General features: G+C 50.7%; 15 protein-coding genes. 9 read left to right on the plus strand and 6 right to left on the minus strand.

What is annotated here, in order from left to right:
• The first annotated feature begins 152 nt into the window (after positions 1-152).
• The gene (locus VSX58_RS19660; RefSeq protein WP_327619578.1) at positions 153-842 is read left to right on the plus strand and encodes an HNH endonuclease; all 690 of its coding nucleotides are present in this window, start codon (positions 153-155) and stop codon (positions 840-842) included.
• 173 nt (positions 843-1015) lie between these two features.
• Here the strand turns inward: VSX58_RS19660 and VSX58_RS19665 are convergent, their stop codons facing one another.
• The gene (locus VSX58_RS19665; protein ID WP_327619579.1) at positions 1016-1855 is read right to left on the minus strand and encodes an MBL fold metallo-hydrolase; all 840 of its coding nucleotides are present in this window, start codon (positions 1853-1855) and stop codon (positions 1016-1018) included.
• Positions 1856-2118: 263 nt separating this feature from the next.
• Here VSX58_RS19665 and VSX58_RS19670 point away from each other — a divergent pair, with 263 nt between their 5' ends.
• Complete coding sequence (locus VSX58_RS19670; protein ID WP_327619580.1) at positions 2119-3021, plus strand: LysR substrate-binding domain-containing protein; 903 nt, start codon at positions 2119-2121, stop codon at positions 3019-3021.
• Between the two features lie 18 nt (positions 3022-3039).
• On the opposite strand, the gene VSX58_RS19675 is transcribed toward VSX58_RS19670, so the two are convergent.
• From VSX58_RS19675 to VSX58_RS19695, 5 genes are all read right to left on the minus strand, one after another.
• The gene (locus VSX58_RS19675; protein WP_327619581.1) at positions 3040-4086 is read right to left on the minus strand and encodes a glycosyltransferase family 52; all 1047 of its coding nucleotides are present in this window, start codon (positions 4084-4086) and stop codon (positions 3040-3042) included.
• A 305-nt stretch (positions 4087-4391) separates the two neighbouring features.
• Positions 4392-5261 carry a phospholipase A gene (gene pldA / locus VSX58_RS19680; RefSeq protein WP_327619582.1) on the minus strand — a complete coding sequence of 290 codons (870 nt, stop codon included), beginning with the start codon at positions 5259-5261 and terminating at the stop codon, positions 4392-4394.
• 520 nt (positions 5262-5781) lie between these two features.
• On the minus strand, positions 5782-6000 hold the full coding sequence (locus tag VSX58_RS19685; RefSeq protein ID WP_327613157.1) for a KTSC domain-containing protein: 219 nt from the start codon (positions 5998-6000) through the stop codon (positions 5782-5784).
• Positions 6001-6236: 236 nt separating this feature from the next.
• Positions 6237-7901: a methyl-accepting chemotaxis protein gene (locus VSX58_RS19690; protein WP_327619583.1), complete on the minus strand. Its 1665-nt coding sequence runs from the start codon at positions 7899-7901 to the stop codon at positions 6237-6239.
• A gap of 366 nt (positions 7902-8267) precedes the next feature.
• The gene (locus VSX58_RS19695) at positions 8268-9683 is read right to left on the minus strand and encodes a diguanylate cyclase (protein WP_327619584.1); all 1416 of its coding nucleotides are present in this window, start codon (positions 9681-9683) and stop codon (positions 8268-8270) included.
• A 208-nt stretch (positions 9684-9891) separates the two neighbouring features.
• On the opposite strand from VSX58_RS19695, the gene dsrB reads away from it, so the two are divergent.
• The 7 genes from dsrB to cheW all read left to right on the plus strand — a co-directional run bounded on the left by dsrB (position 9892) and on the right by cheW (position 17117).
• Positions 9892-10092, plus strand: coding sequence for a protein DsrB (gene dsrB / locus VSX58_RS19700; protein ID WP_327619585.1), 201 nt, complete (start codon positions 9892-9894; stop codon positions 10090-10092).
• 1432 nt (positions 10093-11524) lie between these two features.
• Entirely contained in the window at positions 11525-11878 is a 354-nt protein-coding gene (gene flhD, locus VSX58_RS19705; protein ID WP_327613161.1) for a flagellar transcriptional regulator FlhD, read from the plus strand.
• The gene (gene flhC / locus VSX58_RS19710; RefSeq protein WP_327613162.1) at positions 11878-12456 is read left to right on the plus strand and encodes a flagellar transcriptional regulator FlhC; all 579 of its coding nucleotides are present in this window, start codon (positions 11878-11880) and stop codon (positions 12454-12456) included. Before flhD ends, flhC begins: the two co-directional genes overlap by 1 nt.
• A gap of 135 nt (positions 12457-12591) precedes the next feature.
• Positions 12592-13482 carry a flagellar motor stator protein MotA gene (motA, locus tag VSX58_RS19715; protein WP_327619586.1) on the plus strand — a complete coding sequence of 297 codons (891 nt, stop codon included), beginning with the start codon at positions 12592-12594 and terminating at the stop codon, positions 13480-13482.
• Positions 13479-14528: a flagellar motor protein MotB gene (gene motB, locus VSX58_RS19720; RefSeq protein WP_327613164.1), complete on the plus strand. Its 1050-nt coding sequence runs from the start codon at positions 13479-13481 to the stop codon at positions 14526-14528. Before motA ends, motB begins: the two co-directional genes overlap by 4 nt.
• Before the next feature lie 33 nt (positions 14529-14561).
• Entirely contained in the window at positions 14562-16586 is a 2025-nt protein-coding gene (gene cheA, locus VSX58_RS19725) for a chemotaxis protein CheA (RefSeq protein ID WP_407654902.1), read from the plus strand.
• Positions 16587-16619: 33 nt separating this feature from the next.
• Positions 16620-17117, plus strand: a complete 498-nt coding sequence (gene cheW, locus VSX58_RS19730) for a chemotaxis protein CheW (RefSeq protein WP_327613165.1) — start codon at positions 16620-16622, stop codon at positions 17115-17117.
• The last annotated feature ends 102 nt before the right edge of the window (positions 17118-17219 follow it).

Consider the following 17219-nt stretch of genomic DNA (forward strand, 5'->3'; position numbering starts at 1 on the left):
CAGTTTTTGTTGACCACTACAAATATCCTGGCGCTAAAAGAAATCTTCGGCCGTACTTCGCTTCGGATGACGATGCGCTTGTACGCTTTGTCGCGATCGTCTGGATGCGGCCGTAGCCTTGAATCCCTATGACAGATTGGAAAGAGTGTGAAATGGAAAAGCAGCAAAACACAGGCTGGAGTGATGAAGAGTTAACGGCGTCGGTTGAAGCCTATGTCGAAATGAAGCAGCTTCACCAGGCCGGGCGGCCGTTTACTAAAAAAGCCTATTATGAGTCGCTGGCCGCTCGTTTTCCTCGTACCGCTAAATCCTTTGAACTTAGAATGCAAAATATCTCTTTTGCGTATTTGGATATGGGGCGTGATTGGTTGACAGGGCTAAAGCCCGCTAAAAATGTCGGGGCGAATATGTTGCCGCGTCTGAAAGCGTTGATTGAGGCAATTGACCCAATCGGCGAGCTGACTGAAAAACAGTTTGAAGCCCAGGTCAGCAGGCTACGCAAAAAAGGCGTGAAAGATAAGCCGAAGGGCAACAGAAAACCGCCTAAGCAGACGACGCAAACGACCTCATTTGTGCGCGATCCGGAAGTGAAAGCCTACGTCCTCGAGGAAGCGAAGGGCGTATGTGAATGCTGCCGCAATCCAGCGCCTTTTATGCAAGCAGACGGGTTTCCCTTTCTTGAGGTGCATCACCTGAAGTATCTGGCAAATGGCGGTTCCGATACATCTGAGAATGCCGCCGCGCTTTGCCCAAACTGCCACCGAGCGATGCATTACGCCGTGAATAAAGATACGTTGCTTGAAAAGCTATATCTCACAATTCCACGGCTCGTGAGGGAATGAAAACCGCCGCGATTGGCGTGAAAGTTGCTTTTGATTTTCATATCACCGTGTTGGGGGGAGATAGGGATCGCTGTCCGTCATGCGGCGTGCGGCCGTTGCAACCCTGGTTCGTCATACCCTGCAGGGCTGGGCGTTCCAGGGCCGCGGAGTAACGTGGCGGCAGTACCTCAATCTCAAGTTTCGTAAGATATTTTGTAGGCCTTACCCGTGCGCTCGATATGCGCAAAACCGGGTTCGCCGAGGTGCATGCCAGCGATAAGAATTTTGTCCGAGCTGACGATATCCAACAGCCTGGAACGCGTGTCGGCGGCAAGCCGCGGGTTCTGGTCAAATGCAATTGATACGTCGGGACGAGCAATCTGGATGTGGGGGAAATGAACGATGTCCCCCCAAATCAATAGGCTGCCGCCGTCAGATTCGATGCGATAGCCGGAATGCCCTGCGGTATGTCCAGGAAGGGGGAGCGCGCTAATGCCAGGCAGCACTTCGTTATCGGTAAACGTGCGTATCTGCTCCCGATACTTATCGAACACCTTCCGGGCAAACAGAAAGTTTCCGCGAGCGCGTTCACTCGCCCGGCTGAGATTGCCGTCGTCCTCCCAGAAAGAAATCTCATGCCGGTGGACGACCAACTCTGCGTTGGGGAGGGCGGCTTCCCCTGACGAATCCATCAGCCCTCCGATATGGTCGGGGTGCGCATGGGTCAGAAGAATCGCGTCGATGTCGGAGGGGGATACGCCGGCAAGTGCAAGATTCGCTTTTAGCCTGCCGCCCCATTGCTTAATCCCCCCGGCGCCCGCGTCGATCAAGATCGTGCGACCGCGGCCGCGAACCAGGTAGCAATTGATGTGAATAGAGGCGGGATCGCTCACGCCCGCGTTTTGCTGCAGCCTGGAGGCATCCTCCGGATCGATATTGGTGAGCAAATCCAGATTTGTGGAAAGGTATCCATCGCTGATGGCCGCGATCGAAAACTCGCCAATCGGCTGGTTTGGAAATTTCATATCATTCATCGCCATATTCCTATCTGATCATCTGTTGCGCGCACGGCCAAAGCAACGAAAGCATGCGCTAGAGGGGTAAGCGGCGCTCAAGGTTTTGAAACGCGGCGGCGCTGTATTCGACTGTATAAACCATGCGATTGCCGGCGGCCGAACTCCTTTGTTGACGTCCCGTCATGGTATGGCCCCGGCATGTGCATAGAAATCGATTTTTCGGTATGCTGCAGTGACAAAAAATCAAGGTAAGTCGGATTAGAGCCGAATCAGGAGCGCTTATGCGCCGGAAGATCCCCAGCAATACATCACTGATGGCATTCGAGGCCGCCGCGCGTCATGGCAGTTTCGCCCGCGCGGCGAACGAACTGTCTCTAACCGAAAGCGCGATCAGCCGTCAGATAGGCCGCCTGGAAGCGCTTCTCGGCGTCATGCTGTTCGAACGGAGCGGAAATCGCGTTCGGCTGCTGCCTAACGGGGAACGCTACGCGGCTCAGGTCCGTGAACTGCTCGATAGGCTGGAGCGGGACAGCCAATACCTGATGGGGCAGGCGAACGACGGCGCGAGTCTGGACATCGCCGCCATTCCGACTTTCGCGACGCGATGGCTTATTCCTCGCTTGGCGCGATTCCGGCAAAAGCATCCGAACATCACCGTACATCTCGCCGAGCGTATGGAGCCCTTCGTCCTGGCCGGAAGCGGATTCGATGCCGCAATCCATTTCGACCATCCGGCCTGGACGGGAATGCGAACGCATCGCCTGTTGCATGAGGTGCTGGTACCGGTCTGTCATCCGGCGCTTATGCCGGAAGGCGCAAAGACAACGGCGCTGGACACGCTGCCGCGTCTGCACCGAAGACAGAATCCCGACGCCTGGCAACGCTACTCCCATGAGACGGGAATCCCATTGACCAATCCGGCGACCGGCGCGCGCTACGACCTGCATGCCATGTTGATCGAAGCGGCATTGACCGGCCTGGGCGTTGCTCTGGTGCCGCGCCTTTACGTTGAGACCGAACTGGCGTCAGGCAGGCTGATCTCTCCGTGGCCCGCGGGGAAAAGCATCTCCAAAACCTTCTGCCTTATCCTTCCTGAGCCGCTCGGATTAAGCGACGAGCCAATAGATGCGTTTGCTCAATGGCTGATGGATGAAGCAAAAAAGGCGGCCACGGCTGCGTCGTAGGGCGGCGTTTTCCCCATTTTATGGGATATTACCGTGAGTTTTCGCCGCCGGTGCAGCCCACGGCATATCAATATTGATAAGCTCCGCGCCATCGCTAATTAGATGCCGGCTCGATAACCTGATATCGTCTCGCAAAAACCGCGAGTCCAGCACGATGCAGTGGATATGCTCATCGCCGAGCAGATTAAACTGGCATGTGCTGGAAAAGCCGTAGACATTAACCTTGCGGTATTCTCTGGTGAGTTTGAAAATCACTTTCTCGGAAATCTCATTAACCTCTTGCCTGTACTCTTTAAGAAATGCGCTGTCGCGCTCTCTGGGATGCGGCAGATAAATACATTGCCCCAGTTTATCCAAGAGATATTTAATGTCGCATTTGAACTTAAACAGCACCATTTCTTTTAACAGCGATAGCTCATCATCGCCTTTGAGGATTTCATTAAATTTCGAACCGACGAAAACATTGCATACATCTTGTTTATTCGGCGTATAAACGGTCGCTTGGCTCCGCCCGAACAGATTAATATAGGTTAAACCGCATTTGACATTAATATTATCGTTATGCTTTAGGATGGTGTAATGCCTGACGGCATGTTCAACAATATATCTCGGTGTATATCTTCTTTTAAACAGCGCTTTTGCAACAGCGATGCCGATGGCGTCATCGTCTTGATACTCTTTGGCATAGAACGAGGGGGAATTAACGTTTATCACGCCGTCGTCAAAGGTTTTGATATTATCGAAGCGGCAGAAAGATAAAACGTAATTGACCTGCGTGGAGTTGGCGTTGGCGAGATAGATATCCCTGTAGCTTTTTCCGCGCAGGCGAATTTTCAATTTTATGACTTCCCGCAGCTCAGACTTCCGGCTGAACAGATGGCTACGCGCGCCGTTCGCCGCCAGTTCGGCAAACGCATGGCTGATTAACGGCGTTCGGTTAGAGGAAAAAAAGAAAAAGTCGATATTCTCTTCGGCAAGGCCTTCCTCTTCAATAATGCGTCCCAGCGTAAACGCCTGCAGCGGCGTAAAACAGAGCATCAGGTCCTTTTTGATTTTTTTATTCATTGAGATACAAACGCCTTTGATTATTTCCCGAAATATTGATTAATCGGCCATCAGGGTTGATAGGCGGCTTTTATCTGTTGATTGCGGGCTGCCGGCGTGATGTCGGGCGATAGGAGACCCTTCCCGTAAAAGAGAATAAAAAAACAGATAAAACATTGGGTTATATTTATTTCGGGAATATCTTATCCGCGTTCGCGATCAAAATATAATCGTTTTCATAGATCGATGAGATCGTATCGATCGGCGATAACGATCGAAAGCGCGGCGGCATTCTGCACCGCCGTCGACGGTGCGCATATCGCGGATCAGAATACGTCGTTCAGCGTAAAACCAACGCCAACGCGCGTTTGTCTGTGGTTGTAGTCAATCAGCGATTCGCCGTAACCGCTGAATACTTTGGTATAGAAACGCACGTGGTCCGTTAATGGATAACTCCAGCTAACCCCGCCGCTGCCATACCCCGTATTCCAGTTATAACCGCCTTCGGCGCTAAATACGCTGTCGCCCCAGATATAGCCGACGCGCAGGCGATAGTAGCCAACATATTTAGTGATATCCGCGTTGTCATTATCTTTGCCGCCTGAAAGCGCCAGCCAGGGCTTGATTTCCACCAGCCAGCCGCCGTTTTGCGCCATCAGCCGGCTATAGATACGGTTCCAGCTGCGCGATGTCGGATTGGAGCGCCCGTTGGACTGGTGGTTATATCCGATCTCCACATCTCTCAGTTTCCAGTCGCCCAAAGAATAGTTTGTCGCCCAGCCGACAAAAAGCTGTGGTTCATAATTGGTTTCACGGAAGGGCGCGGATTCGCTCTGATTCGTCAGTTGCCACCAGGCTTTTTGCGTGTATGACATTGCCAACAGCGAGTTGTCGCCCGCGATGCCGCGCCAAAGCGGAAACGCCAGGCTAATTTGATAATTAACTTCATCCTTGCGGGCGTTTGAACTCCAGTTATAACTGCTTATGGCTTTTTTATTTATATTGCTGGTGTAGGTATACAGCAGATAGTTGCTTTCATAAGGGTAAAGCACAAAGGGGGTATCGTATCTTTGCAACAAACTGGCGATGATGCTGCCGCGTACCGGGGAGTTCAAAGGGATTTTTTCTCCCGTTGTTTCTTCGGCCTGCGCCTGCGTTATTAGCAGCGCCGCTAATATACCTGTCATCTTACGCATGAAATTTCTCCAAACCGATGTGAACTAATTAGCTGATTTTTAATTTTTTATCTTACGAAGACGGCGACGTGCCGAGTGAGCGAACGCTGATTTATCCGTGTATTATTTAGCGGAGTATGTTCCGTATCGTCAGACGATCTTGTGCTCTGATGCCGCGAGTAAGGGCTAACCCGCTTTTCAAAATCGGGAACGGCCGCTGGGCCGCTGATAAGAAATATTTGTAAAAACGACCTGGCGGTCGGTGGCGACCTAAAAACTCCGGCTAGTGGTTGGTGACTGCATATTATGCATACGATTAGGATTCTTTTTGTGCGTTTCTGGCTGTAGGTTGCGGGGCGCGCCGCGGCGCCGGGCATATGTCTGTCTGAGAAGATCCATCGTCGGGCGAAAGCTATCTTTTACGTGAGAAGGCTTTGTCAGACGGTCCGGCGGCCGGTTAGGGGATGAAATGCGGCTATGCTGAGGTAGGGCGTCACTTGCGCGCACAAGTGACAAAGAGAAATAGCCGGTTAATTTCGGGTTATTTGATCTTCCGGCACAAAAATTTGTCTTTTATTACGCCGTCGAAAAAGCGGCCCTTGGATACCACCGTGTCGGAAATAAATTTCCCGTGAATGCGGGCAGGAACCCCAATGTACTGATAGATATCTTTGTTAAGAAACTCTATTTCAAGAATGCGTTTTTCAGGATCGTATCCAATCGAACGAATCCTTGATGATGACACCAATTGCCGCTGCAATGACGGTCCCTCCTCTGTCTGGACGTTAGGTTGAACTATAAAGGATTTTAAGCGCGTCGTGTTGTCGATGATCATGCTTATTTATTGAATAACCATCAAAGTTTCGTTTCTATCGAGCCTGAATAATTCGGGATGCGTTAAAGCCAACGCGCATTCAGCCGGCAGCATGATGGATTGATGGATATTCCCATAAACGACGAGGGATATGCGGGCGAGGCCGCCCGCATTGGTGTCAGTTAAAACGTTTCCCAATTGGTGTTATCGGTACCCGTTTTCTTTGGCGAGCTAGAGGGCAGCGTCGGCACCGGCTTTATCGCTTTTTTCTCCCCCGACTTTTCCGCCGCGTCGGAAAGTTTGAAGATAGAGACGATTTCCGTCAGGCGGCGCGCCTGCTCTTCAAGCGACGCAGAGGCGGCGGTCGACTCTTCGACCAGCGCGGCGTTCTGCTGGGTCACGCTATCCATTTCGACAACCGCCTGGCCAACCTGGCTGATCCCTTTGCTTTGCTCATTTGACGCCGAGGCGATTTCACCCATGATATCGGTTACGTTGGTCACGGCCTTCACAATGTTTTCCATCGCGTCGCCGGCGAGCGTTACCTGGTTTGAACCGGTTTTGACGTTATTCACCGACTCATCGATTAATCCTTCAATCTCTTTGGCCGCTTGCGCGCTACGCTGGGCCAGATTGCGCACTTCACTGGCGACCACGGCAAAGCCGCGCCCCTGTTCTCCGGCGCGCGCCGCTTCCACCGCCGCGTTCAGCGCGAGAATGTTGGTCTGGAAAGCAATGCTATTGATGACATTGATGATATCGGCAATTTTCTGCGAGCTGTTGGTGATTTCTCCCATTGTCTTGATGACATCGTTGACGATATTCCCACCATTGTTTGCCAGCTTAGAGGCGTTCTGCGCCAAGACGCTGGCCTGACTGGCGTTATCCGCATTCTGTTTTACCACCGCGCTTAATTGTTCCATGCTGGCCGCGGTCTGTTCCAATGCCGATGCCTGTTCTTCCGTGCGGGAGGATAAGTCGGTGTTGCCGGAGGCAATTTCGCCCGAACCACGGTAGATTGCGCCGGCGCTGTCGCGGATTTCGGATACCGTCGTCACCCAGTTATTCTGCATTTGCTGAAGAAAAGGAACCAGTTGCCCTATGCAGTTTCTGCCCACATCGACAACGTGCGTGTGCAGATGGCCGACGGAAAGGATCTGGAGATGTTTTTTTATTATCTCAAGGGGTTTGATCACGTAAATGGCCAGATAGCGATCGGTGAGCAGAACGATGGCCAGCCCGAGAACCAGAGCCAGAATCAGGATTTTCTGGCACCAGTTAACCCAGGAGTCGATCCTTTGCTGCGCACTGCCCTTCAACCCATCAATAACCACATTGTATTTATTGATCGCGTTGGTGAAATTTTGGCGCAGGGGACGATAAGTCTGGGTTGCATAGCGCACAAAGTCATCGATGCGATCGGCTTTGACGGCTTCATACAGCGGCAGTACGCCGTTGCTGTATAGCTGATATGAGCTGTTATAAATATCATCGATGGTGGCGGGCGCGATATTGGCGTGGTCGGTGGTTTTGAACTCGGCGAGACCGTTCTTGATTTTTTCTAGCTCACTGCTGACTAACTGAAGTTCCGTATCAGCGTCCGCCGTGTTGCCGTTCTGTTTCGCTCGCACGGCGCGTTCAAGCGCGCTGATGACACGGTAGTACTGGCCGTTAGCTTCATTAATGATATCGCCATTATTTTGCTGTACGTTGGTTAATTTTAATTCAGAGGTTAACTGACTCAGCGAATACAACGCAAACGCTGATACGCCACCCCACAGTAAAGAAAATAGTATAAGAATCAGAATCATCATGGTTCTGATTTTAATATTGCGTACAAACCCCATAGTTTAAATCCTGGTGGTGAATGGTAGATCGGATAATCCTAAGAAGACAGGATCGCTGTTAGCGTTTCCCTTCGGAAGTCGGACTGTCTGTCAATGCCAGCAGGCCGATCAATTGTCCATGGCGGTATATCTCTTGCGTTTTTGTTATCGGCACGTAAACGACTAATTCCACGGTCATTCGCAATTATTTATTCTAATTAATGTTAATGTTTGTTACGGAGAAGGGGCGAGGGCAAGCGTAAGGCGGCGATGCAAAGAAATCTTATAATCTCTTGATTAAGATGAAAAATAATTGCACCGCTGCGGAAGGGATGGTATCGGGTCTGTCGGAGAGGGGGAGGCGCTGCGCGGAAAATTCATGGTAAATCACCCGTGCTGGCATAATTCGATACGGTTTCTGCCATTCGCTTTCGCCCGATAAAGCGCGGTATCGGCCGCGTTGATCAAAAATTCATAATCAGGATGTCCGTTATACTCCGCAATGCCCGCGCTGATGGTTATCGCGATTTTCTCATTGTTTTGCAAACGAATTTTATGGTTCTGAATTTTTTCTCTAAGCCGTTCGATAAAGGTATAAGCCGCGTCTTTCGGCGTTTCGATAAGAACGAACATAAATTCTTCGCCGCCATAGCGGAAGATGTAATCGCTGCTCCTGGTATTTTCATAAAAAATTTCCGCCGTACTTTTCAATACGGTGTCGCCGATGGTGTGGCCGTAGGTATCGTTAATATTTTTAAAATGGTCGATATCGATCATCGCAATGGTCAGCGGAGTCTTTTTACGCATGGCCAACGCAGTTTCATGCCGCAAGATGGTGGGTAAAAAACGGCGGTTCAGTAGCCGCGTTAATGTATCTTTGCCGCTTTCCAATTTTTGCACTTCATCAAATAACGACCCCATAAGCACATGGATTTTATGGATCCTATTCCTCACCGCTTTGAGTAATGGAGCATATGCATCCTGCGTCAGAGAGATAGCGTTATTCACGTGCCCGATATCTTCATCAATGGCGCTTATCGTATCGCTGATGGCCTGCGCTCCCGAGGTATTCCCGAAAGAGGGTTTGCCTTTATGGTTAAACCATAGGCCGAACTCCGAATCCGTCAGGGGTTGCACGGTTATCAGCGGCGCGCCGGTGGCGACATTGAAAATAAATGTATTTTCCCAGTTTAGCAGCGCGGCGTTTTGACGCTCCCGCTCTATGTCGGCGTTATTAAGAAGGGATAACAGGCGATAGGATTCTTCGTTTTTTGCCGCGGTATCGTGAGAGTGGGAGTAGGCGGTGCCCATTATTTCTATCGCGATGTCTATGGATGTTAAGGCAAAACGCAACGTTTCGACGCAGATGGATTTGTCGTTTTCCATCTGTGAAATATATTCATACAGCTTCCATTTTAAGCGCCGGGAGCCGCGTGCGACCAGGTCGATTGGAATACCGATGCGGGCATGAATCTGGCCGATTTTTTTCTGGTGGGCGATTAATTCATCGATATTTGCGCCAGTGTTGGACAAAATAACATCGATCCATTGGCGCATTGAAGCGAAAAGCCGGCTATGGACCTGATGGCTTGAGAGAAAAAGCGTCGCCTCCGGATCCTTTAGCATATGCGAGTAAAACTCACCCGCCAGAGTAGAAGACTTTTTCCTAGCTAAGGTATGCAGCAGACTGAATGCGGCCGGAGAGGTTATCGATATCAAATTTTCCCATTCGGACTGGATGATTTGATTATCGTCTGTTTCTTCATTTGCTATTTGTCGATTAGAATTCAATAGTTCGTCCAACTTTCAATCTCTTCTTTACGGCTATAAGGAAGGAGTGTATCAGGGCAAAGACATTTAGTTTAGCCTGAGCGATAGTCGAATGAAGAGGAATTTTTTGAAAAAGTATGAAAGGTGTTAATTTTAAGTTAATTTAATACTGATTTATCCATTTCTTGATTGCGAGAGGTGGGAAAAATATCGTTTTCACCGGGTGTTTTGAGAAACTGTTATGAAAGTTAATGATTTAGTCACGGTCAAGACCGACGGAAGGGAGCGCAGGGAAGGGGTTATTCTGGCCGTCGAAGTATTTCAGGAAGGAACGATGTATTTAGTCTCGCTGGAGGATTATCCCGCGGGAGTCTGGTTCTTTAATGAGATTGACAGTAAAGACGGGACGTTTGTAGAACTTAAGCGCTCTTCGAAAGAGTAGCCAGCGACAGCGCCCGAAGCCGGGGGGCAGACGCCCCGACGCCCCCGGGTTTGTGGCCGAAAGGATGCCCCGTTGCGCTCCCTCTACGGGCTAACGCAAGGTTATGCCATCTCGCATGGCGAAACGGCGTCGCCGCCGACGCGCAACCTCCGGCGGCCGCCTCCCTTTTCCCTTTTTCGAACCGCCGGCGGCGGAATACTCTTCTCATCTCTGAGACCTCACCCAACCAGGCCGGCGCAAGCGCCGTTCAAAAACGCGTTGGCGGTTTGTCCCGCGGCGGCAATTATTTAGGGCGTAGTTAGTCAATGTCTGTTTTAAATGTTGTCCGCGCCGGTTAGACGTTTCTCTTGATACCTCTTCATATTAATATTCGGCGGAATAACCGCGCCGAAGAGAGCGACCGGGTTAACCGCTGTCGCCGTTTTCGTTTGGGGCTGCCGATAGGGCAGTCAAATCAAGGGGCCGGTTAATAACGTCGTTCTTCCGTTGAGTTCGATCGACTTTCCCGCCAATACGGTGTTTTAAATAGATCTGCTTTTTCAATATTTCCACTAATAATGAAAAATTATCGCTATTATATTTTTTATTAAACGAAACCATTTTCAGTATTACAGTTTTTTGTTTCTGGTTTTTTAATAAAATCTATCGGTAAGCGTCTATAAATATAGCCTATTGCTAGCCGGGCATGTTTATTAACCAATAAATGATATCGCACCATTGAATTGAATGTCGCAGCCCTTCCAGCATGCAGATTTTGCAGCGGATAACGCATCTGCGTTATTGATTCGTTTAGCGACAGTTGGGTTAGCGGATGTGGTTACGCGGAGAGGTTTACATTTATTGACAATAATCTCGCCAATGATAAGGAACTATCTTGTTAGTGTCAATTTTGTGTAAATAATATAAATATTTATTTTACTATAAACTTTCCATAATTTTTTTCTATAATTTTTATCTATTTATCAAATTGATATAAAAAAGCGAACGTTTTCTGAGCGTTTCTTGTGCTGGTTTGTAACATTTAATATGGTTTTTGTGCGTTAAATATGCATGATTAAAAACGATAGCCAGAGGAAAAATTGTTCAAGATGCTTCCAATTTTGTGATCCATGTCACATAATCATCAAAATGAATCGTCGGTCGCGTTGTATGTGCTACGGATTAGGCGGTACAGTTGCTTTGATTTAGGATTAATCCTATGCTGTGGCTTTACAGATGTAACCTTGAACGGTTTTAACGAGCAAGATGACGAATGGAGTCGGTGCATAACGGAAAATTGGCAGATGCGCATACTGTCTGAATAAATATAAGAATAGATAACCAGCATCTGGCTGGTGAGTTTTATGCCATCAATGGAGAGTGATTTTTGCACTGGGCGATATGCTCTATCACCTAACTTATGTTTTAAACGTAGCCTGTTGGGATGGGAAATATGGGTACCTCTGAATTACTCAAACACATTTATGACATTAATCTGTCTTATTTGTTGCTGGCACAGCGTTTAATTAATGACGAAAAAGCCTCGGCTATGTTTCGTTTAGGCATTGACGAAGAGATGGCCGATATGTTGATGAATCTCACTTTGCCGCAAATGGTTAAATTAGCTGAAACCAATCAACTGATATGTCATTTCCGTTTTAATGATCACAATACAATCAAGCTCTTGACTCAGGAATCGCGTGTGGATGAGTTGCAACAGATACATACGGGGATCCTGCTGTCGAGTCATTTATTACAACAGTTAACTTCGAAAGAAGAGAACCCGCCTAAGAAAAGGGCATTGTAATGACGGAAAAAAGTATTGTTCAGGAAGCGAAAGACATCCAGTTGGCGATGGAGCTCATTTCTCTGGGCGCCCGTTTGCAGATGTTGGAAAGTGAAACACAGTTAAGCCGCGGTCGCTTAATCAAGTTATATAAAGAACTTAGGGGAAATCCTCCGCCCAAAGGAATGCTGCCTTTCTCCACGGATTGGTTTATGACCTGGGAACAGAATATTCACTCGTCGATGTTCTACAACGCCTATAGTTTTTTGCTGAGAAACGGGCAGTGTAGCGGCGTCGAAGCAGTCATCAAGGCCTACCGCCTCTATCTGGAACAATGTCCGCCGCAAAACGACACGCCGCTGCTGGCGTTAACGCGCGCCTGGACGCTAGTGCGTTTTGTCGACAGCGGAATGTTGCAACTCTCCGCGTGCAATTGCTGCAACGGTATGTTTATCACTCACGCTCATCAGCCGAAAAACGGTTTTGTCTGCAGCTTGTGCCAGCCCCCTTCCCGCGCGGTAAAAAGACGTAAACTTTCGCAAAATCTTGCCGATATTATACCTCAACTGCTGGATGAACAGGTAAAACACGCAGTCTGAGCCTGGTAGCGATTTGTGAATCTATCACTGTTTGTTATTGAGGGCAGTGATAGATATCTCCTCTAGTATTTCCTGCTACGCGCACTGCGTTTTATCTCTCTTCCCGCCCACCTTCTTATTCTATAAGGATTTCTTGTGCTGGTAATATTGGGTTATATCGTAATAATGGGGTCGGTGCTCGGCGGTTATCTCATGGTCGGTGGGGCCCTGGGCGCGCTTTACCAACCTTCTGAGCTATTGATCATCGGGGGGGCCGCCGTTGGCGCCTTTATCGTTGGTAACAATGGTAAAGCGATAAAGTCCACGTTGCGCGCCTTGCCGCTTTTGATGAAAAAATCCAAATACAACAAAGGGCTGTATATGGATTTGATGGCGGTGCTTTTTCGGCTGATGGCCAAGTCGCGTCAACAGGGCATGCTTTCGTTGGAGTTTGATATCGATAATCCCGCCGAGAGCGAAATTTTTTCCAGCTATCCCAACATTTTGGCTGATAGCAGCCTTATCGAATTCATCACTGATTACCTCCGCCTGATGGTGAGCGGCAATATGAATGCGTTTGAAATTGAAACGCTGATGGATGAGGAGATCGAAACCGTCGAGCACGAAAGCGAGGTGCCGGCGACCAGTCTGACCATGATGGGCGACGGGCTGCCGGCGTTTGGTATCGTGGCGGCGGTTATGGGGGTCGTGCACTCTCTGGCCTACGTTGACCGTCCGGCGGCGGAGCTCGGGATGATGATCGCGCATGCGATGGTCGGGACCTTCCTCGGTATCCTGCTGGCCTACGGCTTCATTTCTCCTCTTGCCGCGCTGTTGCGTCAGAAAAATGCTGAAAAAATCAAAATATTGCAGTGCATCAAAGTCACGCTGCTCTCTAGCCTGAACGGCTATGCTCCGCAGATCGCCGTCGAATTCGGCCGTAAAACCCTGTACTCCACGGAACGTCCTTCGTTTACCGAACTGGAAGAGCATATACGCCGCGTGAAAGCGCCCGCGCCGCAGCAAACGTCGGAAAATGACGCATGAAACACCAGCACCCGATAATTCGTAAAAAGCGAAAATCCGGGCATGCCGGCCACCACGGCGGCTCCTGGAAAATTGCCTATGCCGACTTTATGACGGCGATGATGGCGCTGTTTTTGGTTATGTGGCTGATTGCGATTTCCACGCCCATGCAGCTTGCCCAGATCGCGGAGTATTTCCGTACTCCGCTGAAAATCGCCTTAACGGGCGGCAGCAAGTCCAGCGAAAGCGAAAGTCCGATTCCCGGGGGAGGGGACGACCCGACCCAGCAGCAGGGCGAAGTGAAAAAAAGCATAAAGATGGACTCGCCGGAAAATCGGCTGGATGAAATTCGGCTGAATCGCCTGCGCGAGCGCCTGGATCAGCTTATCGAATCAGACCCGCGCCTGCGCGCCTTACGCCCCCATTTGCTGATTGAAATGGTGGATGAGGGGCTGCGTATACAGATTATTGATAGTCAGAACCGCCCGATGTTTAAAACCGGGAGTTCGCAGGTAGAGCCCTATATGCGGGATATCCTGCGCGCGATCGCCCCCATTTTGAATGACATACCGAACAAGCTGAGTATTTCCGGGCATACCGACGATGTTCCCTATGCCATGGGAGAACGCGGCTACAGTAACTGGGAACTTTCCGCCGATCGCGCCAATGCCTCGCGTCGGGAGTTGCTTTCCGGCGGTCTGTCCGAAGGGAAAGTGCTGCGCGTTGTCGGTATGGCGTCAACGATGAGCCTGAAGCAGGCCGCGGATAGTAAGGACGAGATTAACCGCCGTATCAGTCTGCTGGTGCTGACGAAAGAGGCGCAGAAAAATATCGAACATGAAAATGCCGAAAAATCTGCGCAAGATGTGGGCTCGCCGGAAGATTTACGCAATATGGGGCTGGAAAATCCTAAACCTGCCGGTTCATCTGCCGACAATAGTAGTGATGTGAATAAAACGGACGAAACTACGCCACAGCCCGTAAATGGAGTGCCTGCTCCAGAGCGTCAACAGCCGACCACGGAGTTGCCTGCTGCGCCAGACAGCCAGGCGACGCCTTCTCAATAAGCCGCGATTCACAGTAGAGGTGACCACGTGAGCATGGACATGAGCGCTTTCTATCAAACATTCTTTGATGAAGCAGATGAATTACTGGCGGATATGGAACAGCACCTGCTGTTGCTCGATCCCCAACAGCCCGATACGGAACAGATGAATGCCATTTTTCGGGCCGCTCACTCGATAAAAGGGGGGGCCGGAACATTTGGCTTTACTGTTTTACAGGAAACAACGCATCTTTTAGAAAACCTACTAGATGGTGCAAGACGCGGCGAAATGCGCCTTAGCACTGATATCATCAACCTGTTTTTGGAAACTAAAGACATTATGCAGGATCAGTTGGACGCCTATAAAACCGCGCAGGAGCCCAATGCCGAGAGCTTTGAGTATATCTGTCAGGCTCTGCGCCAACTGGCATTAGAGTCTCAGGCGGAGAACGCCGCGCCTCAGGCGGCGGCAGCGCCGGCCGCTGAACAGAGCTCGGCCGCGACAGCGACGCCTGCGGCAGTCGTCGGGCAAGGCGAGATGCGTATCGCGCTCACCGGCCTTAAGCCGCAGGAAATTCCCCAAATGCTGGAGGAGCTCGGCAACCTGGGCACCGTGAAGGATCCTCATCAAACGGATAACAGCTTGGAAGTGACCTTGGCGACCTCCGCCAGCGAAGATGATATCAGCGCGGTGCTGTGCTTCGTGCTGGAGCCTGAGCAAATTAATTTTCATCCGCAGGCAACGACGGCTTCGCCGGAAAAAACGCCGGCCGACGCCAAGCTGGCCGCGGAGGAGCCTGTCGCGCCGCAGAGCGCGCCCGCCGCGCCGGCTTCTACGGCGGCGCCTGTCGCCAAGCCGCATCCCGCCTCCGGCGCCGCTAAACACAAAACGGGCGACACCAGTATTCGCGTAGCGGTGGAAAAGGTCGATCAGCTGATAAATTTGGTCGGCGAATTGGTGATTACGCAGTCCATGCTGGCCCAGCGTTCAAGCGAACTTGATCCGGTCGCGCACGGCGATTTGCTCAATAGCATGGGGCAATTGGAGCGTAACGCCCGCGATTTGCAAGAGTCCGTGATGTCTATCCGTATGATGCCGATGGAGTATGTTTTCAGCCGTTTCCCGCGGCTGGTTCGCGATCTGGCGGCCAAGCTGGACAAACAGGTGGAGCTGACGCTGCTCGGCAGCTCTACCGAGCTGGATAAGAGTCTGATTGAACGAATTATCGATCCGCTTACCCACCTGGTGCGCAACAGCCTTGACCACGGCATCGAATCGCCGGAGAAACGCGTCGCCGCGGGTAAACCGGAGGTCGGAAACCTGACGCTGTCCGCTGAACATCAGGGCGGGAACATCTGCATCGAAGTCGTTGATGACGGCGCTGGTCTTAATCGCGAAAAGATTTTGGCGAAGGCGCTTTCGCAAGGGCTGGCGGTGAGCGACGGCATGTCTGATGAGGAGGTCGGCATGCTGATTTTCGCGCCGGGCTTCTCTACCGCGGAGAAAGTGACCGACGTTTCCGGCCGCGGCGTCGGTATGGACGTGGTGAAACGTAACATTCAAGAGATGGGCGGCCACGTCGAAATCCATTTCCAGGCGGGAAAAGGCACCACGATCCGCATTCTGCTGCCGTTAACGCTGGCGATCCTCGACGGTATGTCGGTGAAGGTCAATAACGATGTCTTTATCCTGCCGCTTAACGCCGTGATGGAGTCATTGCAGCCGCAGGCCGAGGACCTCTATCCGCTGGCCGGCGGAGAGCGCGTTTTGCAAGTGCGCGGCGAGTATTTACCGCTGGTCGAGCTGTTCCATATTTTTGATGTTGAAGGCGCGAAAACCGATCCGACTCAGGGTATTGTGGTGATATTGCAGAGCGCGGGCCGTCGCTATGCGCTGCTGGTGGATCAACTTATCGGCCAGCATCAGGTCGTGGTTAAAAACTTAGAAAGTAATTATCGCAAGGTGCCAGGCGTTTCCGCCGCGACTATTTTGGGTGACGGCAGTGTTGCGCTGATTGTGGATGTTTCAGCGTTACAGGCGCTTAATCGTGAAAAACGCGTGGTTGAAACCGCTGCTTAACAATAAATAGAAGGTTGATGAAAGGTGGAAAACATGACTGGACTTGCAAACGTCACGAAACTGGCGGGTGAAACGGTAGGACAGGAGTTCCTGATTTTTACCCTGGGTGATGAGGAGTACGGCGTTGATATTTTAAAAGTGCAGGAAATTCGCGGTTATGATCAGGTAACCCGCATTGCCAATACGCCCGCTTTTATCAAAGGCGTCACTAATCTGCGCGGCGTGATTGTGCCTATCGTTGATTTACGTATCAAATTCGCTCAGCAGGAGGTCGATTACGACGACAATACCGTCGTTATCGTGCTGAACCTCGGACAGCGCGTGGTCGGCATTGTCGTCGACGGCGTATCCGATGTGCTTTCTTTAACCGCCGATCAGATTCGTCCGGCGCCGGAGTTCGCGGTTACGCTGTCAACCGAGTACCTGACGGGGTTGGGCTCGTTGGGCGAAAGAATGCTGATTCTGGTCGATATTGAAAAACTGTTGAGCAGCGAAGAGATGGCGCTGGTCGACAGCGTGATGAAAGTCTGAGTTATTTGCCTGTCGGTGGGGCCATCCGCGGCCCCACGCTTTTCTCATCCTTTCCCCCGCATTCGAAAAATCATAAAGATATTCGTTGTCATGCCGATACTA

It is taken from the genome of Brenneria populi (assembly GCF_036016195.1).
Classification (GTDB): Bacteria; Pseudomonadota; Gammaproteobacteria; order Enterobacterales; family Enterobacteriaceae; genus Brenneria; species Brenneria populi.

Coding starts and splice junctions, on each gene's coding strand:
- VSX58_RS19660 (WP_327619578.1), top strand. CDS start 153: ATGGAAAAGCAGCAAAACACAGGCTGGAGTGATGAAGAGTTAACGGCG.
- VSX58_RS19665 (WP_327619579.1), bottom strand. CDS start 1,855: ATGAATGATATGAAATTTCCAAACCAGCCGATTGGCGAGTTTTCGATC.
- VSX58_RS19670 (WP_327619580.1), top strand. CDS start 2,119: ATGCGCCGGAAGATCCCCAGCAATACATCACTGATGGCATTCGAGGCC.
- VSX58_RS19675 (WP_327619581.1), bottom strand. CDS start 4,086: ATGAATAAAAAAATCAAAAAGGACCTGATGCTCTGTTTTACGCCGCTG.
- pldA (WP_327619582.1), bottom strand. CDS start 5,261: ATGCGTAAGATGACAGGTATATTAGCGGCGCTGCTAATAACGCAGGCG.
- VSX58_RS19690 (WP_327619583.1), bottom strand. CDS start 7,901: ATGGGGTTTGTACGCAATATTAAAATCAGAACCATGATGATTCTGATT.
- dsrB (WP_327619585.1), top strand. CDS start 9,892: ATGAAAGTTAATGATTTAGTCACGGTCAAGACCGACGGAAGGGAGCGC.
- flhD (WP_327613161.1), top strand. CDS start 11,525: ATGGGTACCTCTGAATTACTCAAACACATTTATGACATTAATCTGTCT.
- flhC (WP_327613162.1), top strand. CDS start 11,878: ATGACGGAAAAAAGTATTGTTCAGGAAGCGAAAGACATCCAGTTGGCG.
- motB (WP_327613164.1), top strand. CDS start 13,479: ATGAAACACCAGCACCCGATAATTCGTAAAAAGCGAAAATCCGGGCAT.
- cheA (WP_407654902.1), top strand. CDS start 14,562: ATGGACATGAGCGCTTTCTATCAAACATTCTTTGATGAAGCAGATGAA.
- cheW (WP_327613165.1), top strand. CDS start 16,620: ATGACTGGACTTGCAAACGTCACGAAACTGGCGGGTGAAACGGTAGGA.